General features: G+C 71.3%; 23 protein-coding genes. 5 read left to right on the top strand and 18 right to left on the bottom strand.

Annotated features, from left to right (window positions below; all coding sequences use genetic code 11):
* Positions 1-72 precede the first annotated feature (72 nt).
* A complete protein-coding gene (locus tag IWX63_RS04310; RefSeq protein WP_199276878.1) occupies positions 73-900 on the bottom strand; it encodes a nuclease-related domain-containing protein in 828 nt (275 codons plus the stop codon).
* A 266-nt stretch (positions 901-1,166) separates the two neighbouring features.
* Between IWX63_RS04310 and IWX63_RS04305 the strand changes: the two genes are divergently transcribed.
* A complete protein-coding gene (locus tag IWX63_RS04305) occupies positions 1,167-1,742 on the top strand; it encodes a 3'-5' exonuclease (protein WP_199276877.1) in 576 nt (191 codons plus the stop codon).
* Between the two features lie 32 nt (positions 1,743-1,774).
* On the opposite strand, the gene IWX63_RS04300 is transcribed toward IWX63_RS04305, so the two are convergent.
* The 8 genes from IWX63_RS04300 to IWX63_RS04270 all read right to left on the bottom strand — a co-directional run bounded on the left by IWX63_RS04300 (position 1,775) and on the right by IWX63_RS04270 (position 11,693).
* Positions 1,775-4,309 carry an AMP-binding protein gene (locus tag IWX63_RS04300; protein ID WP_199276876.1) on the bottom strand — a complete coding sequence of 845 codons (2,535 nt, stop codon included), beginning with the start codon at positions 4,307-4,309 and terminating at the stop codon, positions 1,775-1,777.
* Positions 4,306-5,451, bottom strand: a complete 1,146-nt coding sequence (locus tag IWX63_RS04295) for an ABC transporter ATP-binding protein (protein WP_334685623.1) — start codon at positions 5,449-5,451, stop codon at positions 4,306-4,308. Before IWX63_RS04295 ends, IWX63_RS04300 begins: the two co-directional genes overlap by 4 nt.
* Complete coding sequence (locus IWX63_RS04290) at positions 5,448-7,148, bottom strand: ABC transporter permease (RefSeq protein WP_199276875.1); 1,701 nt, start codon at positions 7,146-7,148, stop codon at positions 5,448-5,450. Before IWX63_RS04290 ends, IWX63_RS04295 begins: the two co-directional genes overlap by 4 nt.
* Complete coding sequence (locus IWX63_RS04285) at positions 7,145-8,167, bottom strand: extracellular solute-binding protein (RefSeq protein ID WP_199276874.1); 1,023 nt, start codon at positions 8,165-8,167, stop codon at positions 7,145-7,147. Before IWX63_RS04285 ends, IWX63_RS04290 begins: the two co-directional genes overlap by 4 nt.
* A 102-nt stretch (positions 8,168-8,269) precedes the next feature.
* Positions 8,270-9,133, bottom strand: coding sequence for an ABC transporter permease (locus tag IWX63_RS04280; RefSeq protein ID WP_334685622.1), 864 nt, complete (start codon positions 9,131-9,133; stop codon positions 8,270-8,272).
* Positions 9,123-10,070: an ABC transporter ATP-binding protein gene (locus tag IWX63_RS16720; protein ID WP_334685621.1), complete on the bottom strand. Its 948-nt coding sequence runs from the start codon at positions 10,068-10,070 to the stop codon at positions 9,123-9,125. Before IWX63_RS16720 ends, IWX63_RS04280 begins: the two co-directional genes overlap by 11 nt.
* Before the next feature lie 46 nt (positions 10,071-10,116).
* Positions 10,117-11,310: a LolA family protein gene (locus IWX63_RS04275; protein WP_199276872.1), complete on the bottom strand. Its 1,194-nt coding sequence runs from the start codon at positions 11,308-11,310 to the stop codon at positions 10,117-10,119.
* A gap of 122 nt (positions 11,311-11,432) precedes the next feature.
* Entirely contained in the window at positions 11,433-11,693 is a 261-nt protein-coding gene (locus IWX63_RS04270; protein ID WP_199276871.1) for a GlsB/YeaQ/YmgE family stress response membrane protein, read from the bottom strand.
* A 179-nt stretch (positions 11,694-11,872) separates the two neighbouring features.
* Here IWX63_RS04270 and IWX63_RS04265 point away from each other — a divergent pair, with 179 nt between their 5' ends.
* Together IWX63_RS04265 and IWX63_RS16715 are read left to right on the top strand one after the other, a co-directional pair.
* The gene (locus tag IWX63_RS04265) at positions 11,873-12,403 is read left to right on the top strand and encodes a PGPGW domain-containing protein (protein ID WP_199276870.1); all 531 of its coding nucleotides are present in this window, start codon (positions 11,873-11,875) and stop codon (positions 12,401-12,403) included.
* Positions 12,404-12,704: 301 nt separating this feature from the next.
* On the top strand, positions 12,705-13,022 hold the full coding sequence (locus IWX63_RS16715) for a hypothetical protein (protein ID WP_334685620.1): 318 nt from the start codon (positions 12,705-12,707) through the stop codon (positions 13,020-13,022).
* A gap of 80 nt (positions 13,023-13,102) precedes the next feature.
* Here the strand turns inward: IWX63_RS16715 and IWX63_RS04255 are convergent, their stop codons facing one another.
* From IWX63_RS04255 to IWX63_RS04235, 5 genes are all read right to left on the bottom strand, one after another.
* Positions 13,103-14,299, bottom strand: a complete 1,197-nt coding sequence (locus IWX63_RS04255; protein WP_199276869.1) for a ScyD/ScyE family protein — start codon at positions 14,297-14,299, stop codon at positions 13,103-13,105.
* 26 nt (positions 14,300-14,325) lie between these two features.
* Positions 14,326-15,747 carry a helix-turn-helix domain-containing protein gene (locus IWX63_RS04250; protein WP_199276868.1) on the bottom strand — a complete coding sequence of 474 codons (1,422 nt, stop codon included), beginning with the start codon at positions 15,745-15,747 and terminating at the stop codon, positions 14,326-14,328.
* Between the two features lie 107 nt (positions 15,748-15,854).
* Positions 15,855-16,541 carry a glycosyltransferase gene (locus tag IWX63_RS04245; protein ID WP_334685619.1) on the bottom strand — a complete coding sequence of 229 codons (687 nt, stop codon included), beginning with the start codon at positions 16,539-16,541 and terminating at the stop codon, positions 15,855-15,857.
* Positions 16,538-17,905: a PIG-L family deacetylase gene (locus IWX63_RS04240; RefSeq protein WP_199276867.1), complete on the bottom strand. Its 1,368-nt coding sequence runs from the start codon at positions 17,903-17,905 to the stop codon at positions 16,538-16,540. Before IWX63_RS04240 ends, IWX63_RS04245 begins: the two co-directional genes overlap by 4 nt.
* Positions 17,902-19,170 carry an acyl-CoA dehydrogenase family protein gene (locus IWX63_RS04235; protein ID WP_334685618.1) on the bottom strand — a complete coding sequence of 423 codons (1,269 nt, stop codon included), beginning with the start codon at positions 19,168-19,170 and terminating at the stop codon, positions 17,902-17,904. The genes IWX63_RS04240 and IWX63_RS04235 overlap by 4 nt, the downstream gene beginning before the upstream one ends.
* Before the next feature lie 72 nt (positions 19,171-19,242).
* Here IWX63_RS04235 and IWX63_RS04230 point away from each other — a divergent pair, with 72 nt between their 5' ends.
* Positions 19,243-20,667, top strand: coding sequence for a DUF2252 domain-containing protein (locus tag IWX63_RS04230; RefSeq protein WP_199276866.1), 1,425 nt, complete (start codon positions 19,243-19,245; stop codon positions 20,665-20,667).
* 32 nt (positions 20,668-20,699) lie between these two features.
* On the opposite strand, the gene IWX63_RS04225 is transcribed toward IWX63_RS04230, so the two are convergent.
* From IWX63_RS04225 to IWX63_RS04210, 4 genes are all read right to left on the bottom strand, one after another.
* Entirely contained in the window at positions 20,700-21,149 is a 450-nt protein-coding gene (locus tag IWX63_RS04225; protein ID WP_199276865.1) for a hypothetical protein, read from the bottom strand.
* Between the two features lie 66 nt (positions 21,150-21,215).
* Positions 21,216-22,061, bottom strand: coding sequence for an NAD(P)-dependent oxidoreductase (locus IWX63_RS04220; protein WP_199276864.1), 846 nt, complete (start codon positions 22,059-22,061; stop codon positions 21,216-21,218).
* 60 nt (positions 22,062-22,121) lie between these two features.
* Positions 22,122-22,787 (bottom strand): SDR family NAD(P)-dependent oxidoreductase, encoded by a 666-nt coding sequence (locus tag IWX63_RS04215; protein WP_199276863.1) that lies wholly within the window; start codon positions 22,785-22,787, stop codon positions 22,122-22,124.
* 53 nt (positions 22,788-22,840) lie between these two features.
* Positions 22,841-23,980 (bottom strand): ROK family protein, encoded by a 1,140-nt coding sequence (locus IWX63_RS04210; RefSeq protein WP_199276862.1) that lies wholly within the window; start codon positions 23,978-23,980, stop codon positions 22,841-22,843.
* Positions 23,981-24,208: 228 nt separating this feature from the next.
* Between IWX63_RS04210 and IWX63_RS04205 the strand changes: the two genes are divergently transcribed.
* On the top strand, positions 24,209-25,852 hold the full coding sequence (locus IWX63_RS04205; protein ID WP_334685636.1) for a glycoside hydrolase family 13 protein: 1,644 nt from the start codon (positions 24,209-24,211) through the stop codon (positions 25,850-25,852).
* Positions 25,853-25,932: the final 80 nt, after the last annotated feature.

Genomic DNA, 25,932 nt, shown 5'->3' with positions numbered 1-25,932 from the left:
AGCGGTGTTGTTCGAGGGAAAGTGCAGCAAGGAGAAGGCTCTCGGGTCAGGGAGGGTCGGAAGGGGCAGGGCTCAGAACGGCAGCGCGCCCACGGCGGACGCGACGACCGCCGCCGGCACCGCGAGCAGCCAGCCGATCCGCCGTCGTCGTGCCTGTTCCACCAACCGGTGGAGAGTGTCGAAGGATCCGGCGACCTCCACGGGGTCGCTGAGCGCCGACGGTGCGCGCCGCCAGGTCGACGGCTGCGCAGCGGCCGCCGCCAGCAGGGCGACCTGCTGGTGCGTGTGGACGACCGGGCGCCGCGTGAGCCAGCGTAGGAGCTGGGGCTCGGTGAGCACCGCGACGGACCGGTGCTTCTCCTTCACGGTGACCTGCTGCGCGCCGACGACGACGATTGCCGCCTCGGCGGTGACCGCCTGGCGGACCGCTGCCGAGAGCAGCTTCCCGGCCCGGGCCGCCTCGTGCTCCGAATTCCGGATGTAGGGGTGCCGCGTCCCGGCGACCATGAAGGTGCCCTTCGCCGTCCAGATCCTCTGGCCCGGGTGCCGCTTCGTATTGATGGTGAAGATGCCCGTGGGCCCGATCACTACGTGGTCGATGTCGGCCGACTTCTCACCGACCGGGACGGCGTGCAGAACGGTCCACTCCGGCCCCAGCGCGGCGAGGGTGCGTCCCACCGCGCGCTCGCCGAGTGCACCCCAGTACCAGGGGCGGCTGGCGGCGTCGAGCAGGTGGACGCCCAAGGCCCGGGCGACGAGGCCCCGCGTGTCACGGTGGCCGCGGACCTCGAGCAGTTCCTCCATGACGGACTGTCCCGGGGCGCGCCGCCGCAGGAGGCCGAGGCCCTCCGGCTCGGTGTAGCGGACATCGCTCTCCGACGGTTCGGCGGCAGCACTCATGGCGTTGTCCTCGTGCTCACTGGGTCCCCATTCGACTACCGCTTCACTCACGCATGTGGGATCGGGGCGGGCTGAGCCCCGCCCCGATCACCACGAACCTATCGGCCGCAGGGCGGCAACGGGTCGCGTCGATGCGCCGTTTGTCAGCAGGATTACGTCAGCATTTCCGCATCCGGCGCCGGGCGGACCCTCGGGCGCGACGCCGTGGATGACGGCTAGGCTGTCGGGGGCCCCCGAACGGGTGCCGGCAGCTCCTGAGGGGAACAATGCACGGTCTCAACTTCACCGCGATCGACTTCGAGACGGCGAACAGCAAGCGCGGGTCGGTGTGTGCCGTCGGGCTGGCGAGGGTGATGAACGGCGCCGTCGTCGAATCCGCGTCCTGGCTGATCAAACCGCCGCGCTCCGTCAGCGAGTTCTCCTCGATCAACGTCGCCGTGCACGGCATCCGTCCTGCCGACGTCCGCACGGCCCCCGGATGGCCGGAGAGCCTGCGGCGCATCATGGATTTCACGGGGGATGACCCGTTCGTCGCCCACAATGCGCCCTTCGACCGTTCCGTGCTGCGCGGTGCGTGCGCGGAGTCGGGACTGGCCGTGCCGGAGAATCCGTTCCACTGTTCGGTCGCCCTCGCCCGCCGCCTCCTCGGCCTGGAGGTGAACAAGCTCCCGCACGTCGCGCAGGCCCTGAACCTCGGCGCTTTCCGGCATCACGACGCCGGGAGCGACGCCGAGATCTGCGCGGCCGCCGTCGTCGCCATTGCACGCCGGCACGCGCTGCACTCGCTGGACCTGCTGTGGCCGACGGCCGGATCGACGCGGGCCGGCGGACGCAGGGCTTGACGCGGGCCTGCGGGCGCCGGGTCTGACGCGGCTCAGGCCCTGGAGACCCCCGCGGTCACCGGCTGCCGCTGGACGGAATGCGTCCGCCACCGCGTCACGGCGACCGGCACCCACCGACACAGGGCCCAGTAACCCACGCCGATGGGAAGGGACCCGACCACCGCGACGACCTGGCCGAAGGGCATCAGCACCGGGTAGACGAGCCAGTGCGTCAGGTAGATGTACAGCGATGCGGCGGCGAGCCAGCCGGTCACGCGGCGCAGGACCGAGGGCACGGGCAGCGCCGGCACCCAGGTGATGAGCAGCAGTCCCACCACGATGGTCGCCTCGCGCAGCGGGTCGTCGAACGAGCCCGGCACGGTCAGTGCGGCGAGGACGGACACCAGCAGCCGACGGCGGGTGTCGTCCGCCCGCGCGACCGCCCACCCGAGCATGAAGAGCCAGAACACGGGCAGGGGCTTGGGCAGTCCGGGGTCGACGATGTCGTACCGGCTGAGCAGGGTGACCGCCAGGAGCCCGAGGGCGAAGGCGAACGGCAGGCGGCGTTCGAGGCGGTCCAGCCAGGGGAGGGCGAGCAGGGCCATGACGGCGACGAGCACGTAGACGAGCATCTCGACGAACCAGAAATGCCACTCGCTGGTGACCTCCTGCGGCCCCACCATCCCGTTGAGCAGGAAGATGTTGGCCACGCTGTAGTCGTCCGTGAGGACGTACGCCACCGCGATGAAGGCGACGGACGGGACCACGATCCTCGCCAGGCTCCTGGCCTGGCGCCGCAGCCGCGCGGACCTCGTCCCGGTGAGCTGGAACCGCGCGAAGTTGAAGCCGGCGATGACGAAGAGCAGGTGCGCGGTGTGGAACGTGAACAGCTCCACGTGGGCAGCGACGATGCAGACGGTCGCGACGGCCCGCAGCACGATCGACGGCTCCAGGAAGGACACGATTCGGCGGCGCCGCGGCTTGCTGCGGCCGGCCAGCTCGCGGACGGGCAGGAGGTGCCAGTCGGCGGGCAGCGGACCGAGCGCCGCCTCCAGCCGGACCGAGAGCGCCACGTAGGACAGCGAATCGCCGTCGAGCGTGACGAACGTGTCCGTGTCCTTCACGTCCGGGCGGTCCAGGCACTCCGCGAAGATGCGCGGGACGTCGGCGAGGCCTTCCCTGCCGGGACGCTCGGCCGGCGCGGGGGCGGCCTTCGGGGCCGCGAGCTCGCGGACGGCGGGGTAGTCGATCTTGCCGGTGCCCAGCCGGGGCAGGCGTTCCACCAGGTGCAGGCCGATGGCGGCCCGGGGCAGTCCAAGATCGACGGCGAGGACCTTCGCGAGCATGCTGCCGTCGTGCTCCCCCTCGACGGCGATCACGAGGCCGTCGTCGTCGGAGCCGGCGACGGCCGCGACGGCGCCCAGGTCGGCGAGGATCCGCTCCACCTGCCCGAGGTCCACCCGCAGCCCGGCGATCTTCACGAACCGGCTGCGGCGGCCCACCACCTCGTAGAGGCCGTTCGGGTGCTGCAGGGCGAGGTCGCCGGTCCGCAGTTCGTGCACCTCGCGGCCGAGGGCGAGGTCCTCGGGGGTCTCGGCGTAACCGAGCATGACGTTCGGCCCGGAGTAGACCAGTTCACCGTGGGGCAGGCCGTCGACGGGGTCGATCCGGAGGGAGCCGCCGGGGATCGGCACGCCGATGGTCCCCGGGTGCTCCGCCGCGAGGTCGGGCGGGAGGTAGGCCATCCGGGCGGTGGCCTCCGTGGCCCCGTACATGACGAACAGGTCCCAGCCCCGGCGCTGGCCGGTCTCCGCCCAGAAGCGGACCTTCTCCGGTGCGAGCCGCCCGCCGGCCTGGGTGATGTAGCGCAGGCTCGGCAGGTCCATGTCCGCGAAGCCCACGCGGTCCAGCAGGTCGAAGCTGTAGGGCACGGCGGCGAAGGAGGTGGCACCGCGCTCGCGGAAGACGTCCCAGAAGCAGGGGTCGACGACGGACAGGTCCGTGAGCACGAGACCCGCCCCGCGGGCCAGGTGGCTGTTGATCACGGACAGGCCGTAGCAGTAGGAGAAGGGCAGGGTGGTGGCGGCGCGGTCGTCGGGGCCGATGCCCAGGTACTCGGCGATGGACCGTGCGTTCTCCTCGAGGTTCGTCCGGGACAGCCGGACCAGTTTCGGGGAGCCGGTGGACCCGGAGGTGCTGACGAGCAGCGCGAGATCGGGGTGGAGCTCGTGCCGGGTGCCGGGCCAGCGCTCGGCGACGTCGAGGGAGCCGCCGGCGGTCCGGATGACCACGTCGGGCTCGTAGGCGGTGACGAGGGACTCCACCGCGGCGGGCTTGTCCGCCGGGACCAGCAGCAGCGGGTGGCCGGCCGTGATCGCCGCGAGGTAGGCCACGAGGGTCTCGGGATCGTTGCGGGCCGCGAGCAGGATGAGCCGCCGCTCCGAACCGAGGCGCCTCACGACCTCGTCGACCCGCGCCGCGAGTTCCCGGTACGAGAGCACGCCGTCGGCGGTCAGGATCGCGGGGCGGTCGCCGTGGCGGACGAGGTCGGTGAACGTGGCCTCGGAGAGGTCCGGGTCGACGCTCATGGGGCTACCGGAGGCCTCGGCGCATTGCGGGGCGGCGTGGTGACGGCCCGGTCGCCGACGAGGAGTGTGGGGGAGGTGCCGGGCGCCACGGTTACGACGACCGGCGTGCCCACGGGGTGGCGCACGTCGTGGGGCTGCCAGGAGCGCAGGGTCCGCCCCGATGCGAGCGTCACGTGGTGCAGCACGAACGCGCCGTGGTACTCCACGGCCGAGACGTGGGCGGTGGCGCCCGGGTCAGGGCGCAGGGCCACCTCGTGGGGCCGGAGGACGACGTCGACGTCCACATCGCTGTCCGCCCAGCCCGGCACCGTCGACACGACGCCGATCTCGCAGGTCAGCAGGGCGCGGTGCACGTGGGCGGGCAGGAAGTCGGCGTCGCCCATGAAGGAGGCGACGAAGCGCGTGGCGGGCTTCTCGAAGACCTTCTCGGGCACATCGGCCTGTTCGATCACGCCGTCGTGCATGACGACCACGCGGGTCCCCACGGACAGCGCCTCCGTCTGGTCGTGCGTGACGAGCACGCCGGTGGTGCCGGTCTCGCGCAGTGTCGCGACGGTGTCACGGCGCACCTGTGCGCGCAGCGACTCGTCGAGGCTGGAGAACGGCTCGTCGAGGAGGACGACGGCGGGGCGCGGCGCGAGCGCTCGGGCGAGGGCCACGCGCTGCTGCTCGCCGCCGGAGAGCTCATGCGGGTACCGGTCCGCGAGGTGGGCCAGCTGGACGAGGTCCAGGAGGTCGCCGACGCGCTTGCGGCGCTCGCTCCGCGGCACGCGGTCGAGCCCGAACTCCACGTTCCGGGCGACGGTCAGGTGCGGGAAGAGTGCGTGGTCCTGGAAGACGAGCCCCACGCGGCGGTTCTCCGGGTTCACGAACCGGCTCTTGTCCGCGACGACGTCACCGGCGACGGTGATCCGCCCGGCGTCGGGCCGTTCCAGACCCGCCACGAGCCGCAGCGTCGTGGATTTGCCGCACCCCGAGGGGCCGATCAGGGTCACGAGTTCACCTGCGGGGATGGTGAGGTCGAGTGCCTCCACGCCGCGGGCGGAGCCGTAGCGCTTGGTCACCCCCTCGAGGGTGAGTGCCGGCGGGGCGCCCGCTGGGCCGGGACCGGCCGGTGGCGCGCTCTGCATCTGTGCCGTCACTGTCCTTCCTTTCCGGAGGTGGTCCCGTGTACTTCGCGCCGTCGGGTCTGCCGGACGAGTACGAAGACGGGGATGATGGCCGCTGCCACGATGACGAGGGCCGGGAGGGAGGCCTTTTCCCAGAAGTTCTCGCGTGCGAGCTCGTAGACCCAGACGGACGCCGTGGTGAACCCGAAGGGCCGCAGGAGCAGCACGATGGGCAGTTCCTTGATCGCGTCGATCACCACGAGCATCAGGGCGACGGCGACGCCTGGCCGGGCGAGGGGCAGGTGCACCCGGCCGAGGATCCGGCGCGGTCCGGCACCGAGGCTGAGCGCGGAGGACGTGACGGTCGGGGCGATCTTCTCGAGGCTGGCGCTGACGGACTGGTAGGCCGGGGCGAGGAACCGGATCACGTAGGCGTAAAGGATGCCGACCACGGAGCCGGTGACGATCAGCCCGGTGCCCCCGGGGACCCCGGCGCGTTCCAGCGCGGTGTCGAGGGCGGCGAAGGACAGCAGGACCCCGATCCCGATGACGGCGCCGGGCACCGCGTACCCGAACGTGGTCAGCTGGGCCGCGAAGGAGACGAGGCGGCCCCCGCCCATCCGGATCGCGTGGCCGACACCCAGCGAGATGGCGACGCACGCGACGGCGGTGAGCGCTGCGACCAGGAGGCTGTTGGCCAGGTATTCGGCGAAGCGCGGGTCGGCGAGGAAGGACGCGTCGGTGACGACCTGCCCGAACGCCCAGATCAGCAGCTGTCCCACGGGGATGAGGAACCCGGCGGACAGGGCCGCCACGCAGACCGCCGTCGCGGTCCAGGCGCGTGCGCCCCGCAGCCGTTCCGGCTGGAAGCCCTGCCGGCGTCCGCCCTGCTGGTGGTAGCGTGCCCGGCCGCGCAGCGCCCGTTCGGCGGCCAGCACCGCCACGGCGAACAGCAGGACCAGCACGGCGAGCTGCGTCGCGGCGTGGAAGTCGAACGTGCCCTTCCAGACGAGGTAGACGCCCACCGAGACGGTCTGCACGTTGAAGTACTGCACGGTGGCGAAGTCGGTGAGCGTCTCCATCATCACCAGGGCCAGTCCTGCGGCCAGCGACGGCCGGGCGAGCGGCAGCACCACGCGTCGCAGGGCCTGCCCGCGATTGGCGCCCAGGGTGCGGGCGGCGTCGTACGTCCCGGAGGACTGCTCGATCAGCGCCGAGCGCGCCATCAGGTAGACGTACGGGTAGAGGGACAGCGTCATCACGAGGATCGCAGCGGGCAGCGAGCGGACCTCGGGCACCCACACGTCCGTCCCGAAGACGGTCCGCAGGAGGGACTGCACGGGCCCGGCGACGTCGAAGACGGACAGGAAGATGAACCCGAGGACGTAGGCCGGCACGGCCAGGGGCAGGACGAGCAGCCAGACCAGCAGGTCGCGCAGCGGGAACCGGTAGGCGGTCACGAGCCACGCCAGGCCGCCGCCCACGAGCAGCGCCCCCGCGCCGACGCCCAGCATCAGGGCGATGGTGGTGAGGATCATGGGGACGAGGTCCCGCGGAGGGGCGGTGCTGCCGAGGCTGCCGAGACCGTCGATGACGACCGCCAGGACGGGGGTGGCGACGACGACGGCGACGGTCACGACCAGCGTCGACCAGGCGGGCCGGCCGACGCCGTATGTCCGGTAGCGACGGCGGGGCGGCCGCGGCTCGGCGAGCGCAGCCGTGTCCGTCACTTGTATCCGGCCTCGGCGAGCAGGTCGACGGCGTCGGCGTTGAGCGTCCCGTAGGCCTCGGCGTTGAGCGGCATGCGCTTGAACTCGCCGAACGCGGCGATGACCGGCTCGGGCTCGACGGTCGGGTTGACGGGGAACTCGTGGTTGGCGTCGACGAAGGCGTTCTGCCCGTCGGTGGCGAGCCACTCGATGAGCTTCTGCGCGTCCTCCGGATTGTCGGAGCCCTCGACCACGCCCGCGCCGGAGATGTTCACGTGCGTCCCGGCGCCCTCCTGGCTCGCCCAGAACAGGTCCACGTTGAGGTCGGGGTTCTCCTCGAGGGTCCGGGCCAGGTAGTAGTGGTTGTTGATGCCGACGTCGCACGTCCCGGCGTCGATGGCTTCGAGCAGCAGGATGTCGTTGCTGAGGATGTCGACGTCGTTGGCCACCCAGCCCTCGACGATCTCGAGGGCGCGCTCCCGGCCGTGGAGGTCGATCAGGCTGGCCACGAGGGACTGCGTGTAGGCGGAGGTGGCGTCCCGCATGCACAGGCGGCCCTTCCACTTCGGGTCGGCGAGGCCCGCGTAGGTCTCGGTCGCATCGAACTCGGCGGGGTCCACGGCGTCCGGGTTGTACGTGACGGTGCGGGCGCGCAGGGCGAGCCCGTACCAGCGGCCCTCGGCGTCGCGCAGGTCCTCGGGGACGGCCTCGTCGAGGACCGGGGACTCGGTCGCGGCGAGTTCGCCCTGGCGTGCACCGTTCCAGAGGTTGCCGGCGTCGACCGTCATGAAGACGTCCGCCGGGGTGTCGTCGCCCTCGGCCTTGAGGCGCTCGAGGAGTTCGGCGTCGTCGCCGGTGATGAATTCGACGGTGATGCCCGTCTCGTCGGTGAACTGCCCGAAGGCGCCCTCGAGATCGTAGTGCCGCGCCGAGTAGATCTGGAGGTCGGCCGATTCGCCGCCGATGGCGCTGCAGCCCGTGAGGATCGAGGTCAGGGCGGTCAGACCGACGAGGGTCTTCGTCAGGGGGCGCGGGTGCATCCGGGTCTCATCTCAGGCAGGGGGGAAGTCGTCTGGAGAGCTCAGCCCTCATAAGCAAGGGTAGCCTAAACTAAGTCGGCAGGGCCATTCGAGGACCCGGGGTCAGCTCAGGATGTCCTTCGTGCTGAACCGCCCGTAGGCGAGGCTCCCGAACACGGCGATATAGCCGAGCTGCAGCAGGGCGTTGTCGAGGAAGCTGTTCCAGACGATCGGCTGCCGCAGGAAGTCGGCGAATCCCAGCCAGTAGTTGGTGAACAGCCAGGGGTGCAGCCATTCGAGCTGGGGGAGTGCACCGAGGATCTGCGCGACGGCGGCCAGCGCGGCCGTCGCGGCCATGGCCCCGACGGGGATGGTGGTCAGCGTCGAGATGAACAGCCCGATGGCGCTGAGCCCCATGAGCGACACGGTCACGTACAGCGCGAGCAGCAGCAGCCGTCCGAAGTAGCCGGTGATGCCCACGGTGTCCCCCGACAGGAGTGTCACCGGGCCCACGGGGAACAGCAGCGCCCCGATGATCGCACCGGTGACCACCACCGTCAGGGTGGCGACGAGGCAGAACAGGGCCGCCCCGGCATACTTCACGAGCAGCAGCCGGAGGCGCCCGGCGGGAGCGACGAGCAGGTACCGGAGCGTGCCGAGGTTCGCCTCCCCGGCGATCGTGTCTCCCGCGACGACGCCGATGGTCAGCGGCAGGAACAGCGGGATGGCCACGGTCAGCGCGGTGAGCGAGACGAACAGGCCGTTCTGGGTGATGCTGTCGAGGAATGCCGGGCCGCGTCCGCTGGCCGAGCCGTCGGAGGAGACCCGGACGACGACGGCGATGAGGATGGGGATCAGCGCCAGTGCGCCGATCATCGCCCAGGTGCGGAGCCGCCGGAACAGCACGGTGATCTCGGACAGGACGAGGGACAGGCCGAGGCCGCCTCCCGTGCGCGGTGGTCGGGTGACTGCGGATTCAGCCGGCAACGTCGAACCCCTCTCCGGTGAGTGCGACGAAGCGGTCCTCGAGCGAAGCGCCGCTGGCCTCGAAGCCGCGGACCCGCACGTCCGCGCGGACCAGGGCGGCGTTGACAGCCTCCGGCAGGAGCCCGGGGACGGCCAGTTCTGCGGCGATGACGTCGTCGCGCCCGTGCGGTTCCGGGCGCAGGCCGAGGCCGGCGAGGACGTGGCGGGCGTCGGCCACATCCGGCGTGGTGACGCGGACCCGGACGGTGCCCCCGGCCCGGAGTTCGTCCAGGGAGCCCTGGGCCACGAGCCTCCCCGCGCTCATGACCGCGATCATCGTGCACATCTGTTCCACCTCCGCGAGCAGGTGGCTGGAGACGAAGATGGTGGTGCCGTCCTCGGACAGGGACCGGATGAGGCTGCGGACCTCGCGGGTGCCCTGCGGGTCGAGGCCGTTGGTGGGTTCGTCGAGGATCAGCAGGTCGCGCGGGGCGAGCAGTGCGTTGGCGATGCCGAGGCGCTGCTTCATGCCGAGCGAGTAGGCGTGTGCCCGCTTCTTCGCCGCATGGCTGAGGCCCACGCGCTCGAGCGCGGCGTCCACGCGCCGGTCCCGGGTGGCAGGGGAGGTGTGGCGATCCGCGGCGTCGAACCGCTGGAGGTTCGCCCGCCCGGAGAGGAACGGGTAGATGGCGGGGCCCTCGACCAGGGCTCCGACGCGCGGCAGGACGGTGCGCGCATCCTTCGGCATGTCGCCGTCGAGCAGTCGGATCTCGCCGCTGGACGCCGCGGCGAGCCCCAGCAGCACGCGGATGGTGGTGGTCTTCCCGGACCCGTTGGGGCCGAGGAAGCCGAACACCGTGCCGCGGGGGACGGCGAGGTCGACGTCGTTCACGGCTTTCTGGCGGCCGAACACCTTGGTCAGTCCGCGCGTCTCGATCGCGAACCCGCCAGCGCTCACCCGCGGACCTTCACCGGCTGTGCGGGGTCCGCAGGCTGCCTGCCGATCACCGCTGGGCTGCGGCGACGAGCTGGTCCACGCCGACGGCGCCCGCGAGGATGCGGCCGTCATCGGTGACGAGCACCGAGACCAGTGAGGTCTGCAGGGCGCTGCCGCCGTCGACCTCGGTGAGGGCCTGGTCCAGCATCGCCTGGGCTCCCGCGACCTCCTGGGGGTCCATGCCGGGCTTGATGTCCATGATGTCGCCCATCCCGGCGGCCTCACCGCTGCCCGGGGTGAACCCGAGCTTCGCGGCGGTGCCGGCGGGCAGTTCCACGATGGCGCTCCAGCCTTCGCCGATGACCACGGGCTCATCGGTTGCGACGGGCTCGTCCTTCGCCTCCATGTGGGCCCTGGCGTCGTCGGCCGTGGGTGCCTCGGTGACGGTGGCGTCAGCGGGCGGTGTGAACTCGAAGATGCCGGCGTCGGGGGTGCTGAAGTCGACGGCGCTGAAGCCCGCCTTGAACGCGGCGTCCTCCTGGCCCTTGGCCTGCACGGTGACGCTGAGCGGGACGCCGGTCTCGGAGTCCACGGAGACGGCGATGGAACCGATCAGGGTCGTGGCATCCTCGGGGGTCAGCAGCAGCTCGTAGGCGCTGCGGCCGGCGACGCGACTCGTGCCGTCGACGGTCACCTCGGTGGTCGGGTCGATCGTCGCGAGGAACACCTCGGCAAGCTCCGCGGGGGTGCGGGGGATGTCCTGCAGTTCGGGGTAGTCGGCGGCCTTCTCCTGCAGCTTCGCCTCGAGCTCGGCCTTCGCGGACTCGCGGTCGGGCACGACGGCGTGTACGGCCTCGTTGGCGCTCGAGTCGTAGAACCACACGTCGTCCTGGTTGACGACGACATCGCGCTGGGCCAGCTGGTCGAGGACCTGGACGCGTGCCCGGTCCGGCCCGTCGACGTAGACCTGGGCGGTGTGGTCGGCGGTGAGGAGCTCGAGCGCGGTGGAGGTGGGGTCCGAGCTGGACGTGGCACCCGGAGGGGTGGCCATGCTGATGTCGGGGAGGCCGAGGTTCGAGGACTGCTCGACGGTGCCGGAATAGGCGTCATCAGCGCCGGTGGCTACGAACTCGAGCAGCTCCTGGGCGGTCTTCGCGGGGAGCTGCGGTTGCGCTTCGGCGACCGCGGAACCGCTCACCGCGGCGGTGACGATGACGACCGGGACGATGCCGGCGGGGAGCCAGCGCCAGTTCTTGTTCATGATTGAGCCTTCCGAACGAATCTGTGCCCCATCTGACATCTACGCTACACCCGCAAGCTGGACGTACCGTAGGCATGGGTACTGGGGTAACGATCGGCCGGGCGAAGGCGTGCCGGGAAGAATCAGCGGGTGACGCGACGGCGGCCCGAGAGGCTCTCGGCGACGCCGATCAGCAGCACTGCCACGACGACAGAGACGATGAAGCCGATCACGTTCAGTTCCATGACCTGCCCGGTGCCGAGGAAGCTCGCGATGGTGCCGCCGATGAGCGACCCGACGATCCCCAGCAGAAGCGTGGCGACCAGGCCGAGGTTCTGCTTGCCGGGCTTGATGAGTCGAGCGAGTGCGCCGATGATGAGGCCGGCGATGATGAATCCGATCACGATGAATCTCCTTCTGGGAACCCGCGCTGCGCGGGGAGTATGTGGTCCTGCCGGTCGGGGCATCCTGCCGGCCACGTGCCGGGCGGTGTGGCAAGCCCGGCGTGCGCGGCCGAGGTCCTTGCCTCCGGCATCGATCGGTGTCCATCATAGAGGAATGCGAAGCCTACTGAATAATTCGGATGCATCGAACTAGCCACCTCCCTACTCACCGACCCGGCCACCGACCCGGCCACCGACCCGGCCATCGGCGGCGGTCGAACGGCTCGACGTCGGCCGGACGGAGCAGGCCGCAGGGCGCCCGTCGCGTCCTCGGCCTCGTGGTCGGATGGCTGCTCGTGCTGATAGGACTCGCCGCCCTCGTCCTGCCGGGGCCGGGCCTGCTCGCGCTCGTCGCGGGACTCGCCGTCCTCGCCCAGCAGTACGACTGGGCGCGACGGTGGCTGCGTCCGGTCAAGGAGAAGGCCTTCGCGGGGGCCGCGCAGGGCGTGAAGACCACGCCGAACATCGTCTTCAGCTTCTCGGGCGCCCTCGGTCTCGTCCTGCTCGGGGTCCTGTGGGGCGTGCAGCCCCCGGCTCCGGGGTGGTGGCCCCTGAGCGCGACGTGGTGGATCCCGGGTGGCTGGAGCGTCGGTCCGGGCCTTGCCCTGTCCGGCGTGCTCGCGGCCCTCTTCATCGTGTACAGCATCCGACGCTTCCGGCCGCAGCACTGACGGCCACCGGCGCATGTCGATCAGCACGACCGGTAGCGCCGGGGATCCCCGGCTACCCGGGACGGACGCGATGAGCGCGACGACGACGACGACGACGACGAATTCCTGCTGCGCGCCTCCATCGCCGGATTCAGCAGGGCGTTCTGGACGAAGAACTGGTGGCAGGTGGTCTTCCTCCTCGTGCCCTTCCTGCGGTTCTTCCGCGCCCTGCAGGCGCTGCGCTTCCTGCGGCTCGCCCGCTTCGCCCGATTCGGGGGGATCGTCTCCGCGGGCGTCCGGGGGGTCGCGGTCCGCCGGCCGGTTGCTGTCCAGCCGCATCGGCTGGCTCGCGGCGGTCACCGCCGTCGTCGTCCTGGCCTCCAGCCAGCTGCTGCACGCCACCGGCACGCACGACTCGTACGCCGACGCCCTGTTCGAGGCCGCGATGGCGACGATCACCGGTACGGGCCTCACCCCGACGACCGCCTTCGCACGCATCCTGCAGGTCCTGCTCGCGGTGTACTCGGTGGCCGTCTTCGCGACGCTCGCGGGCTCGCTGGGCGCGTTCTTCCTCCGCGGCTCCGATCCGGCACCGGGGACCGCCGACCCCGTCACTGCTCCCGCGGCCGACAACGGCTGAGCCGGGCAGGCCTCCTCCGACGACGCGGCCGCGCACAGAACGACGCCGCATCCCGTCGGGACGCGGCGTCGTCGTGCTCCCTATCGCTTGTCGTAGTCCAGGCGGGTGCGTTCCAGCGTGCCCTGCGGCGCGGGAGCAGGAGCCCCGGCCTCGGGCTCGCCCGGTACCGCGTTGGTGGTCGCGTACAGGTATTTGCCGTCGACCTCGACGTCCGCGGGCTGGGTGACCTCACGGAAGGGCACCGCCTCCTCGGTCCCCGCGGCGATGACCGAGATCCTGTTGGCGAAGAGCTCGGCGACGAACAGGTTGCCGGCACGGTCGAAGGCCAGCCCGGTGGGCGAGGTCAGACCGGAGACGACGAGCTCGACGTCACCCGACGCGGGATCGAAACTGCGCACCGACCCGAGCGTCGGATCCTCCGGCACCCCGGGCAGCGACGTCAGATACAGCAGACCGTCCGGACCGAACTCGATGTCCGTGGGGACGGGCTCGGAGTTGTAGGTCAGGCCGAGGACACATGCCGGCAGGTCGATGCCCTGCTGTGCCTTGAGGGAGGCGAGGAGCGCCGGCGTGACGGGCGTGGGCACGGGTTCGAGAACCGTCGCGTCGACCGTCTCGCGCCGCGTGTCCACCGTCCAGATGACGTTGGCCCCGGCATCGGCGACGTACACGTAGCGCCCGGAGTGGGACACCGCGGTCGCGTAGGGGTGCGAGTAGACCTCACCGCCACGCGGGAGCAGGAAGGGAAGCACGTCCGCGGGCACCTGTTTCGTGAGCTGGTCCGTGCAGTCAGCGGGGAGGTCCTGGAAGCCGTACTCGTTGTCGGCGTCGAAGTTGGTCTCCGTCTCGAGCGCGGCGAGATCGGTGATCACCCGGGGTGTGCCCTTCTCGAGGACGCTGACATTCGCGACGAACGGAACATCGGGGCTCATCGGGCCGCCCGCACTCTCGGTGAAGTAGACGTCGCCCTTGTTGGTGGACACGCCGCCGATCTCGATGCCCGGGCGGTCGAGGAGCGTGGTCGCGGTTCCGCTGCGGTCCACGCTGGTGAGTTTGCCCGCGAAGTTCTGGGACACGTAGGCGGTGTTGCCGCGGCCGATCCCTACGCGGAGGGGGCCGACGAGTCCGGTGGCGAGCTCTGTCGTGTCGCCGGCCGTCACGGACCCGCTGCGGTGGGAGGAGATGGTCACCGAGGGGGCCGCTGTGGCGGCTCCGGCGGTGGACAGGAGGGCGACGGCAAGTGCCGCCGCCACGATGGGCGTGCTGTTCCTCTGCATGATGAATATCCTTGGGGTGCGTTTCATCACGAGACGCTGTGACCGGCCCCAGCACCGAGAAGCGGCGGGTGGGCCGCTCTCCGACGAGCGCGGCCCTGATGCCCAAGGGCATTCGCGCTCCTGCCATGGTAGGACCACACGGCAGGAGTGTCGACGGTCTGAGGGCAGATGACGTCAGCCCGGTAGCGATGGTGCCGGTGGGGCGTGCCGGTCAGCCGGAGAGGGGCCCGGATCTGGTCCAGGAGTTCGCGTGCTTTCTCGTCGGCGCCGGCCTCGGAGTGCAGCCGCGCCGCAGCGGTCAGGTGGTGGGCGGCCTGCCGGGGGGCCCGACGTGCCGCGTAGTACAGTCCGAGGCTTTCCTCGAGCCCCGTCTCGGACTCGAAGTCGAGCAGATCGCGCTGGTCGATCAGCCGCTTGAGGAGCTGTTCCGCCATATCGAGGCTTCCGGTGAGGAGGGCGAACCGGGCCTGGGCAAGCGCGAGTTCCAGCCTTTGGGTCTCGGTGCCCACGATCTGGAGCCCGAGCTCCGCGTTGGCGAGCGAGGCTCGGACCGAGTCGTCCACGAACCCCAGGACCAACTTGTAGCCGGCGCTGGCGCAGTGGAACTCGGTCCAGGTCTGCACGTCCGCCTGCGGCAGCAGCAGCTCGCCCGCGAGCGCGTAGTACTTCTCGCCGACCTCGACGTCCCCACGGCGGAAGGCGATGTTGCCGATCGCCCAGGCCCCGCGGGCGATCAGGAGGGACGGAGCGGGGGATGCTCCGTCCACGATGTCCAGGCTCGTCGCCACCTCCCACGCCTCCTCCAGCTCGCCTTTGACGGAGAGCGCGGCGATCAGGATGAAGGCGGCCTGCAGGCGGGACGGCGCATGATCCGGGAGCTCAGCGGCGAGCTCCATCGACCGGCGCGCGAGCTCCACGGCTTCCGCCAGCCGTCCCGTGTTCCGGGCGATGGTGGACAGCCGCCCCTGGACGACGGATTGCAGCTCGGGTGTGGCGGCCATCAGTGACGACCTGTCCATGGACAGCAGGACGTTCTCCGCCTCGTCGAGCCGGCGAAGGCCGATCAGTGATTGGGCCTGGAGCATGGACATATCCCACCAGGCCGGAGCATTTCTCTGCTCGTGGGCGATGTTCGCGGCGTGCTCCGCCTCGCATGCCGCCAGGGCGTGGTCATGCATATCACGCGCATAGTTCGCGGCGAACATGGCGGTGGTCAGGCCCGGCTGGTCGTCGATGGCCGGCTGTTCCACCCACCAGCCGAGGGTCCGGGCGTCCATGCCGAGCCGCGCAGCGAGGTGCTGCACCATCTCCGGCGTGGGCTGGCGCAGACCGCGCTCGAGCAGGGTGACGAAGTGGGTTGAGTAGACCCCGTCCCCCAGTTCCGCTTCCGTCAGCCCCGCGGCGTTGCGCGCTTCGCGCAGCATGTCCCCGAATCGCATGTTGTTCATCCCCCATGAATGAGGCCACGCGGGCCCGCTCCATGCGAGGCTCTCTCCGTGACACCCCTTGTCTAACAGATGCCTCGGACAATCAGGAAAACCGCTGCCGGCTTCCCTCAGCCGAGCGATGTGAGGTACGTGGCGAAGCCGGCCGGCACCCGACCGACGGTGCGCGACGACGTCGACACGGTCAGTGCCCCGGAGGCGGTCCACCGAGCGCCGCCCGCCCTGGCCCGTTCTGCGAGGCGGACGTCCTCGTCCTGCTCCAGCGGGCCGAAGCCGCCGAGCTCCTCGTAGGTGCTTCCCCTGATGCCCAGATTCGCGCCGTGGACGTGGCGGTGTCCGTCGTCGGGCACGTAGGCGTCGGCCCAGAGCCGAAGCCGTTCGCCGTTGTCGGGGGTGAGCGTGGGCCGGACCGTCCCGAGGACGAGGTCGTGGCTGCTGCCGAGACGGTGGTGCTGGACGAGCCAGTCCCGCGGCACCGTGGTGTCGGCGTCGGTGTTCGCGATCCAGGTGCGGACCGGAAGGCTGCGGGACTTCGCGAGCGCGAACCTCACGCCCGCGTCACGGGCCGCACCGACGGAGCCGAAGCTGCCCGAGATGACGGAGATCCCCGGCCCCCGGCGTGCCTCGGCGGCCGACCGGTCCGTGCAGCGGTCGAGGACCACGGTCACGGAGACGAGGATCCGCGGAACGGTGCGGAGCAGGTGCAGCCGGGCGGCGTCGACCGAGGCGAGGCAGGCCGCGAGCCGTTCCTCCTCGTTGCGTGCGGGCACGACGACGGCCACCTGGCCGGGGATCACACCAGGCCCTCCCGTCGGGCGACGGACACGGCAGGCGCGGGGACGAAGACCTCGAGGACGAAGTCCTCCTCGGTGTGCAGGGAGAGGGTGGGAAGGCCCGACCGGTCGCGGACGCGCTGGTGGACGGTGTCCCCGTCCAGCTCCCAGCCCTCGATGGGGTGGCGCCAGTGGCACAGGACCAGCACGCCGTCGTCGTCGAGCGACTCGCCGATGAGACGGATGACGTCGTCGAGCTGGTCCGAGGACAGGAAGTAACCGGTCTCGGAGAGCACGATCAGGTCGAAGGGGCCGTCCTCGCGCGGCCAGTCCCGTGGGACGGTGGCGAGCCTGGCGCCGGCGGCAGCGTGCATGATGACCGCCTCGTTGGTGCGGCGCACCGCCGTCTCGCTGGTGTCGAGCGCCAGCAGGGTGTCCGACACGGCCGCGAGGTCCTTCGTCAGGGCGCCGACCGACGAGCCGATCTCCAGGGTCCGGCGGAACCGGCGCCGCGGCAGGCCGGCGATGGTCAGGGCGCGCTTTCGCTGCTCGTAGAACCGCTCGGCGACCTCCCAGGGGTCCGCCCGGTCGCGGTGCAGGCGTTCGAAGGTCGACGGCGCGCCGCTGACGAAGAACGACTCGAAGCTGCGGCGGAAATGCTCCAGGACGGCGGGGGTCAGCAGGACCTCGTCACCCGGCGCGTCCGACAGCGGCAGGCTCTGGGAGACGTGGGTCGCGAGGGCGGAGCCCTTGCGGGCGTGCTCGTCGGCGCCCAGGTGGTGCAGCGCCAGGTCGGCGAGCTGCTCCGCATGATCCTCCGCCGTGCCCCAGTGCCAGAGCCAGATGGGGTACTCGAGCAGCGTGATGGCGTGGTCGCTGCAGACCCGGGCCGCGCCGGCGCCCGCGGCGTCGTGGTCGGAGTGGCCGTCGTGGCGCCACGGTGCGGCCACCAGGGTGCGGGCGGTCTCGCCGTCGCCGAGTTCGCGGACCAGGACCGTCGCGACGTCCTCCGGCGTGATCCCGCCGTCGGGCAGGCCCTCGAAGGTCAGCCGGGCGGCCGGGGCGAGGACCTGCAGGGCGTTCGTCACCTCGCTGCGCCGCAGTTCCGCGAGGTCCCGCGGTGAGTGGGTGGGGGAGGACGGGTGGGACGCCTCGCCGTCACTGAGGACGACGACGTCGCACCGCACGCCGTCGCGCGCGAGCCGGGAGAGCAGGCCGCCGGCGCCGAGGGTCTCGTCGTCGGGGTGCGCGGCGAGGAGGATGAACCGGGAGGGCAGGCGTCCGTCGAAGAGCTCCTCGACCTGGAGATCACCGCCCGGTTCACGGTCCTGCTCCCACGTGCGCCAGTGGCTCTCCGGCGTCCCCTCGCCGTCGTGCGTGAAGCTCACCACGCCGCACCGCCCTGCTGCGATCCCTCGAGGACGCGCCGGCCGAGTGCGGCGTCGTCACGCTCGGCGTGGTGCTGCCGCAGGTAGAGGTGCAGGTCCGCGACGCGGGTGGCGTGGCGCTCGTCGAACGCCAGGGGCGCCGGGCCGAGCCCGTGGGCGGCCGCCTCGAGCACCCGTTCCGCGCAGTCGAACGCCAGGGAGCGCACGCGCGCCGCGAGCAGCGCGCCGTCCTGTCCGCCGGCGCGTCCGTCGTCGACGGCGTCCGCCGCGGCTGCGAGCGCCGTCCGGGTGCCGTGCAGGGCGGCGTCGACGCGGCCGAGGTGCATGAGGGCGATCTGGTCCGGGGTGCGGTGCCGGGACGCGGCGAGGAGGGTGCGCGCGACGCCGAGGGCGCCTCCGAACCAGCAGGCGGCGACGCCGATCCCGCCCCAGGCGAAGCCGTCCCGCGTGAGGTACCAGTCGGCGTCTCCGACCGGGACGGCCGCGGCGGCATCGAAGCGCACCGAGCAGCTGGTGACCGCGGCCAGGCCGTGGCTGATCCACGCCTCGGCGGGCTCCGGCGTGACGCCGTCGGCGCGGAGGTCCACGGCGAAGGCCCGCCGCTTCCCCTCGCGCACGTGCGCGGTGACGATCGCGGAATCGAGGTGGTCCGCGAGGGAGCACCAGGGCTTGACGCCCGTCAGGGTCCAGGTGCCGTCCGGTTCCTCCGACGCCGTGAGCGCGACCCCGGGTCCTTCCGCCGCGAACACGCCCCACGTCCCGGCGCCGCCGGGCAGGCCGGCCGATCCGGCGGGTCCGGCGGGTCCGGCGGGAGCGCTCGTCCCGGCCTGGTCGAGGATCGCCAGGGCATCGAGGTGGGGTTCGACGACGCGCGCCACGGTGAGGTCCGCGGCGGCGAGAGTGGTGAGGAGCTGCCAGGTGAGGGCCGTCCTGCCCGATCCCGGCAGGGGGACGGCGGCACCCAGTTCTCCGGCGAGGGCCAGGGCGCGCGGGAGGGATCCTCGGGCTGCGTCGACCCGGTCGGTGAGGAAGTCCAGGGGGTCACCCCCGGTGTTCCGGTACCCGGCACGAGCCGGGTCGAGCGGCAGTCGGACGGCGTCCGGTGTCCTCGCGGTCGCGCTGTCCGGCGTCACGGGCGGCGTCCCGGTGAGGGAGGTGCCGGGGATCGGTCGTCGGAGCGCAACATACCCGAAGTCTACTGATGTCCCGGTGACCACCTGCGCACCACCGGTCCTGCGGGAGCCGGCACACGCTGCGGTCTTCACCTCGCTCGGGTGAAGCCGGCGGGCGGTGTCTGCAGGAACCTGCCTGTATCAGCTCGTGACGGGAGCAGCGTGATGCAGAGTTCGGATACGAAGGACGCGCGGGCGCCGATCACCGGGGCCGGGCGGTCGACGGCGCCCGGAGCCGACGTCGGCAAGGACCTGCGGCGGCGCGCACCCCGCAGGAGCCACCGTGAGTGGTCTGCTCCCTCCGATCGGGTGAGCCCGGTGGAGATCCTTCGCGACCAGGAGAAAGACCGCGTTCCCGGGCTCATCCCCTTCAGGCACGAGCGGATGGCCGCGTCCCCGTTCGGGTTCTTCCGCGGCGCTGCAGCCATCATGGCTGCGGATCTGCGGGACACCCCGACCACCGGGCTGAACGTCCAGCTCTGCGGAGACGCCCACATCAGCAACTTCGGCGGCTTCGCGTCCCCCGAACGGCGCCTGGTCTTCGACATCAACGACTTCGACGAGACGCTCCCGGGGCCCTGGGAATGGGACGTCAAGAGGCTGGTGACCAGCGTCGAGATCGCCGCACGGGACCATGGCTTCGCCGGGGTGGAAGGACGGACTGCCGTCCTCGAGACCGCCAGGGCCTATCGGGAAGCGATGGGATCCTTCGCCGCGATGACCCCGCTGGACGTCTGGTACACCTCGTTCGACGTCCGGTCGCTGCTCCCGGCCATCAGGAAGAACCTGGGCGGTCATGCGGCGAAGGAAGCGGAACACGACGTCGCCGGTGCGTTGAGCAGGACCAGTGCACGGGCTGCCCGCAGACTGACGGAGGTCGTCGACGGCCGTCCGAGGATCATCGACGATCCGCCGCTGGTGGTCCCGCTCCACGAGCTGCTGCCCGGCCTCGAGGCGCAGCACCTCGAGGAGGGGATCCGCGGGGTGATGGCCGACTACCGGCAGACGCTCTCCCCTGACCGGCAGCCACTGCTCGATCACTACGAGTATCAGGACGTCGCCCGGAAGGTCGTCGGGGTCGGCAGCGTCGGCACGCTCAGCTGGATCGTGCTGCTCGTGGGCCGTGAGCACGCGGACCCCCTCGTGCTGCAGCTGAAACAGGCCGACGCTTCCGTACTGGAGATCCATCTGGGCCCCAGCCGGTACTCCAACCACGGCGAGCGGGTGGTCCAGGGCCAGCGCCTCATCCAGGCCTCGAGTGACATCCTGCTGGGCTGGTTGCGGACCACGGGTATCGACGGCGTCGAGCGCGACTTCTACGTCCGTCAGCTCTGGGACTGGAAGACCTCCGCGGACCTGACCGCTGTCTCCGCGTCGAGGCTCATGGCCCACGCCCGTCTGTGTGCCTGGACGCTCGCGCGCGCTCACGCCCGCACCGGCGCCCCCACCGCGATCGCGTCCTACCTGGGGTCCGGAGCGGCCTTCGATCACGCCCTGGCAACCTTCGCCGCCGTCTACGCCGACCAGAACCAAAGGGACTACGAGGAGTTCACCCGAAGCCTCGAGTCCGTCAGCGGCCCGGGCCGCTGACGGACTCCGCCAAGACTGCCGAGGTACTCCGCTCAGGCTTCCGGCGGCAGCGCCTCGTGGTGCGCCCGGCCCTTGGTGCGGCGCTCCTCCTTCATCTCCGCCTCGAAGATGTGGCGCTTGCCCTCGACGAGGGAGTCGCGGGCCTCCTTCTCGAAGGATTTGAACTCGGAGTAGTAGTTGTCGTCGTAGTCCTCCATGATCTGGAAGGTCCACCGGCCCTCGATCACGTTGCGGCCGATGATCTCGGTGGTGAGCCTGTCCGCGATCTCGGTGTGGCCGGCCTTCCGGAAGAGCTCTTCGGCCTCGGAGAGATTGAGGTCGGCCTTGCCGGTGAGGCGGTGGAAGCCGTAGAGGTAGCCGCGGGCGTGCTCCACGACCTCGAGGGCTTCGGAGAGCTTGCCGAGCGCCTCGACGGTGATGTCGGAGACGCCGTCGGGGCGCTGGTGGTTGGAATCGGGTCCGGGGATGTCTGGGGTAGCCATACCTCGTACCGTACCCAGATCCGCCGACATCCGGACAGTGCTTTCCGGCCGGGCCGGATCGTGCAGCTAGCCGAGCTCGGGCTTCGCGATCACGGCGATGTCGTCGTCGCCCGCACCGGCGCGCTGGGCATCGGTGAGGGACTGCAGGAGTGCCGTCACCGCGGGCAGGGGATCGGGGGTGGAACGCAGCATGAGCCGGGCGTCCTTGGCGAGCAGGTCGGCGGAGAACTGGGTGTCGCCGAACGTGCCCCCGGTGATGACCGGCCCCTTCATCCCGGCGATGGCACCGAGTGCCGTGCCCTGCAGCAGGTCGAGGACCGCGGCGGCGTCGAGCCCGTTGGCCCTGCCGAGGCGCAGGGCCTCCACCAGCCCCTGGAGCGTGACGCCCAGGGCGAGGTTCGCGAGCAGCTTCCCGGTCGCAGCGTCCGACGGCGTCGCGACGCGGCGCAGGCGCTCGGCGTCGCCCCACAGCGCGGCGAGGGGCTCGACGACGTCGACATCCCCGGCCTCGCCGCCGAGCACGACGCCGAGCAGGCCCGCCCGCGCCGGGGCGAGACTCCCGAACACGGGCCCGTGGACGTAGCGGATGCCCGCAGCAGCGGCGTAATCGGAGAACTCACGGGCGTCCTCCGGGGAGACCGTGGTGACGTCCAGCCAGACTGCTTCGGCCGGGATCTCGAGCCCGGAGAGCACCACCTCGCGGACCGTGTCCGGTCCGAAGAGCACCGTCATGACGACGTCGGCGTCCTGCACGGCCGCCTGGGCCGAGTCGGCCTGGCCGGCGCCGGCGTCACGCAGGCGGTCGACGGCGCTCGCCGTACGATTCCACGCCGTGACGTCGTGGCCCGCCTGCAGCAGGTGCACGCCGAGTTCGTGGCCCATGCGTCCGACGCCGAGCAGGGCGATCTTCATGGTGGTCCTCCGGGGTGGCTCGGGGTTCTCTGGTGCTGCGGGTGCTCAGGACGCCAGGTGTCAGTCGGCGCTGACCTGGTGGCGGAACGTGTCCCGCCGGGCGTGGAGGCCCCAGATGAGGTCCGCGAGGACGTTCGGGTCCTTCTCCGGATCTCCCTCGATGATGCGGCCGCCGATGATCAGCTGCGAGACGTGGATGCCCTCCTCGGCGAGCACCTCGTGCAGCAGCTCCGCGTAGGCGGCCTGACCGGCGAAGGCCACCGAGGTCCCGGTCACGGTGCGGCCGGGCTTCACGGCCGAGCCTCCGTTGATGAAAAGGATGGTGCCGCGGTTCTCCCCGAGGAAGCGCATGCCGGGCAGGACCTGGTGCACGGCGGCCACGGGCCCGTAGATGGAGAATTCGACCGGACCCCTGAGGTCCGCCGGTGTCGTCTCGAGGACGGGCCGCATGAAGTCCTTCTGCGGGAGGGGACTGTACTGCAGGACCTCGATGGGGCCGAGCGTCTCGGTCGCCGCTTCGAGGGCCGCGGCGATCGATTCGGGGTTCCGCACATCCGCGGCGAAGCCACGGGCCTGGATACCCTCCTTGCCGAGGTCTTCCGCGAGGGCGTCCAGCTTGCCCTGGCTGCGGGAGATGAGGGCCACGGCGAAGCCCTCTGCCCCGAAACGGCGTGCCACTGCGGCTCCGAGGCCGCGTCCTGCTCCGATGATCGCGATAGTAGTCATACTGGTGCAATTCATCAGCGTGCTGAATAATTCCGTGCCGGGCGGGCGGTGCCTCAGCGCAGCGTCCCGAGGATGGTGCGCTGGATGACGACGGCGGCGGCCCCGCGCGCCCACTGCGCGAAGTCGGTCGGCTGCCGGCTCAGCCGGATGGGGGCCGCCTCCGGGTCCCGGTGGTCGTGGATCGCGGCCTGCAGCGAGGGGCGCGCGACGTCGGCGAGGCCCATACCCTCGCCGGACAGGATGACGAGGTCCACCATCGTCAGGTTCGCGACGGCGGACACCAGCAGGCCGAGGGCGGCACCGGCGGCCCCCACGACGTCGCCCGCCACGGGATGGCCCCGGCCTGCGAGCGCGAGGACCTCCTCGTAGGAGCGATGTTCGCCCGTGGAGGCGGTGAACCGGGAGCAGATGGCCGGGATGGTGAGGACGGCCGACGAGCAACCGCGGTGGCCGTCGCTGCAGCGCGGCCCGTCCGGGTCCAGCGGATAGTGCCCCACGAGGCCCAGCCCGGCGTCCGGCGGGGCGATGACGACGTCGTTGATGACGAGCCCGTAGCCTACGCCCGCGCCGACCGTCAGGACAGCGAAGTCCTTCTCGCCGCGCCCCGCGCCGAACCACTGCTCCGCGATGGTGAGTGCGACGACGTCGTTCTCGACGACGACGGGCAGGCCGGTCCGCTGCTGCACGAGGTCAGCGAGGGGGACGTCGCGCCAACCGAGGAACGGGGCGCGCAGCACCGCGGAATCGGCAGTGACCCTGCCACCGATGCTGATGCCGATGCCGCTGAACCGGTCGACGGCGCCGAGGTCGGCCACGGCGTCGACGACGGCGTCGACCACGTCCTCGACGGCATGGCCCGGCAGCGCGCGCTCGCCCGTCCCGATGACGTCGGCCTTGAGGTTGGTGGCGACGGCCGAAGCGGCCTCACCGGTGAGTTTGACGCCCACGAACCGGTGCGCGTCCGGGCTGACCTCGAGGGGGCGGACGGGCCGCCCGATCGAGGCGACCCCGACCTCCTCGGACTCGCGGAGGACGCCGGCGTCGAGGAGCGGCTTGCTCAGGCGGGTGAGGCTGGCGACCGACAGGCCGAGGCGCGCCGCGAGGTCCCCGCGGGAGATGGGGCCCCGGATCAGGACCTCGCGAGCCAGGGCCCGGGCCGGGCTGGCGGGGGCGAGCGAGGTGACCGCGTCCATCACACCACCTCCCCGTACTAGCCTCGTCGTTGACATCCTTTATTTTCAATCGCAAAAATAATCGGGAGTGGAGTACCGATCGACGCCCGGCGCATCGCTGTGCCGGCACGTCCGTGCCCACACTTCCACACCAGAGAGGCACACCCTATGACTTCCACCGTCAATCCCGACGTCGACTCCGCCGTGGACGCCGCCACCGGGCTGTCCGCCGAGGCGCTCGCCGAGCGCATGCAGGATCCGCACTGGTGGCGCCAGGCCGCCGTCTACCAGATCTACCCCCGGAGTTTCGCCGATTCCAACGGTGACGGCATCGGGGACCTCAAGGGCATCACGTCCCGCATCCCGTACCTGACGTCCCTCGGCGTGGACGCCGTCTGGCTCAGCCCCTTCTACCCGTCCGCGCTCGCGGACGGCGGGTACGACGTCGACGACTACCGGGACGTCGACCCCAAGCTGGGTACGCTCGAGGACTTCGACGAGATGGTCGCCGCCCTGCACGCGGCAGGCATCAAGCTCGTCGCGGACATCGTCCCGAACCACACCTCCAACCGGCACGAATGGTTCCAGGAGGCCCTCGCCTCGCCGAAGGGGTCCGCCGCACGCAACCGCTACATCTTCCACGACGGCAAGGGCCCGGACGGCTCCGAGCCGCCGTCGGACTGGGACTCCGTGTTCGGCGGTCCCGCCTGGGAGCGCACGGAGGACGGCCAGTGGTACATGCACATCTTCGCCCGGGAACAGCCGGACCTGAACTGGGACAACCGCGAGGTCCGCGACGACTTCCTGAAGACCCTCCGCTTCTGGTCCGACCGCGGCGTCGACGGCTTCCGCGTGGACGTGGCCCACGCCCTCACCAAGGACATGACCGAGCCGCTGCCGTCCAAGGCCGAGCTCGGCCCCGAGGGCGGGAACAACCAGGGCAAGCACCCCTTCTGGGACCGCGACGAGGTCCACGAGGTGTTCGCGGAATGGCGCCAGGTGTTCAACGAATACACGCCGCCGCGCACCGCCGTCGCCGAGGCGTGGGTCCACGCCGACCGCCGCGCCCGCTACGCGAGCCCCGAGGGGCTCGGCCAGGCCTTCAACTTCGACCTCCTCAAGGCCGACTGGAACCCCGGCCAGTTCCGCGACATCATCACCAAGAACCTCGGCGAAGCGACCTCCTCGGGGGCGTCGTCGACCTGGGTCTTCTCCAACCACGACGTCGTCCGGCATGCCACGCGCTACGGCCTGCCGCCCGTCGGCGAGGACAGCGCGGACAGCGAGGACGGCCAGGACGGCTCGGCCTGGCTCATGAGCGGCGGCAGGGAGCCTGCGCTGGACCATGCGCTCGGCGAGCGTCGTGCCCGCGCCGTCTCCCAGCTCATGCTCGCCCTGCCCGGCTCCGCCTACCTCTACCAGGGCGAGGAGCTCGGCCTCCACGAGGTCGCGGACATCCCCGACGAGGACCGGCAGGACCCCACCTTCTTCCGCAACAAGGGCGTCGACGTGGGCCGTGACGGCTGCCGCGTCCCGCTGCCCTGGACGCGGGACGGCGATTCCTTCGGCTTCGGGTTCAAGGGCGCGCACCTGCCGCAGCCGGAGTGGTTCGGGGAGTACGCCGTCGAGGTGCAGGAGGCCGACCCCGCCTCCAACCTCGGCTTCTACCGCCGAGCGCTCGCCCTGCGCCGTGAGTTGCAGGGCGAGGAGGACTTCGCGTGGGCCGAGGAGCCCTCCGCCGACGTCCTGCACTTCACGCGTCCGAACGGCTGGCATTCCGTGACCAACTTCGGCTCGGCGCCGGTGGACCTGCCCGAGGGCACGGTGCTGCTGAGCAGCTCGCCGCTCGAGGACGGCAGACTGCCGGCCGACACGACGGCCTGGCTCGTCTAGCACCTCCTCCGCCCCGACGGCGGGTCGCCCTCCCGGGGGCGGCCCGCCGTCGTTGTCTCCTCCCGCGGCGCGAGTGCGTT

It is taken from the genome of Arthrobacter sp. CAN_A2 (assembly GCF_015752045.1).
Classification (GTDB): Bacteria; Actinomycetota; Actinomycetes; order Actinomycetales; family Micrococcaceae; genus Arthrobacter_D.
This window is presented reverse-complemented; position numbering and strand designations above follow the sequence as displayed.

Bases quoted from the DNA above. Each gene is read 5' to 3' on its own strand.
- IWX63_RS04310 (WP_199276878.1), bottom strand. From the start codon at position 900: ATGAGTGCTGCCGCCGAACCGTCGGAGAGCGATGTCCGCTACACCGAG.
- IWX63_RS04305 (WP_199276877.1), top strand. From the start codon at position 1,167: ATGCACGGTCTCAACTTCACCGCGATCGACTTCGAGACGGCGAACAGC.
- IWX63_RS04300 (WP_199276876.1), bottom strand. From the start codon at position 4,309: ATGAGCGTCGACCCGGACCTCTCCGAGGCCACGTTCACCGACCTCGTC.
- IWX63_RS04285 (WP_199276874.1), bottom strand. From the start codon at position 8,167: ATGCACCCGCGCCCCCTGACGAAGACCCTCGTCGGTCTGACCGCCCTG.
- IWX63_RS04275 (WP_199276872.1), bottom strand. From the start codon at position 11,310: ATGAACAAGAACTGGCGCTGGCTCCCCGCCGGCATCGTCCCGGTCGTC.
- IWX63_RS04265 (WP_199276870.1), top strand. From the start codon at position 11,873: ATGCATCGAACTAGCCACCTCCCTACTCACCGACCCGGCCACCGACCC.
- IWX63_RS04255 (WP_199276869.1), bottom strand. From the start codon at position 14,299: ATGCAGAGGAACAGCACGCCCATCGTGGCGGCGGCACTTGCCGTCGCC.
- IWX63_RS04250 (WP_199276868.1), bottom strand. From the start codon at position 15,747: ATGAACAACATGCGATTCGGGGACATGCTGCGCGAAGCGCGCAACGCC.
- IWX63_RS04230 (WP_199276866.1), top strand. From the start codon at position 19,243: ATGCAGAGTTCGGATACGAAGGACGCGCGGGCGCCGATCACCGGGGCC.
- IWX63_RS04225 (WP_199276865.1), bottom strand. From the start codon at position 21,149: ATGGCTACCCCAGACATCCCCGGACCCGATTCCAACCACCAGCGCCCC.
- IWX63_RS04220 (WP_199276864.1), bottom strand. From the start codon at position 22,061: ATGAAGATCGCCCTGCTCGGCGTCGGACGCATGGGCCACGAACTCGGC.
- IWX63_RS04215 (WP_199276863.1), bottom strand. From the start codon at position 22,787: ATGACTACTATCGCGATCATCGGAGCAGGACGCGGCCTCGGAGCCGCA.
- IWX63_RS04210 (WP_199276862.1), bottom strand. From the start codon at position 23,980: ATGGACGCGGTCACCTCGCTCGCCCCCGCCAGCCCGGCCCGGGCCCTG.
- IWX63_RS04205 (WP_334685636.1), top strand. From the start codon at position 24,209: ATGCAGGATCCGCACTGGTGGCGCCAGGCCGCCGTCTACCAGATCTAC.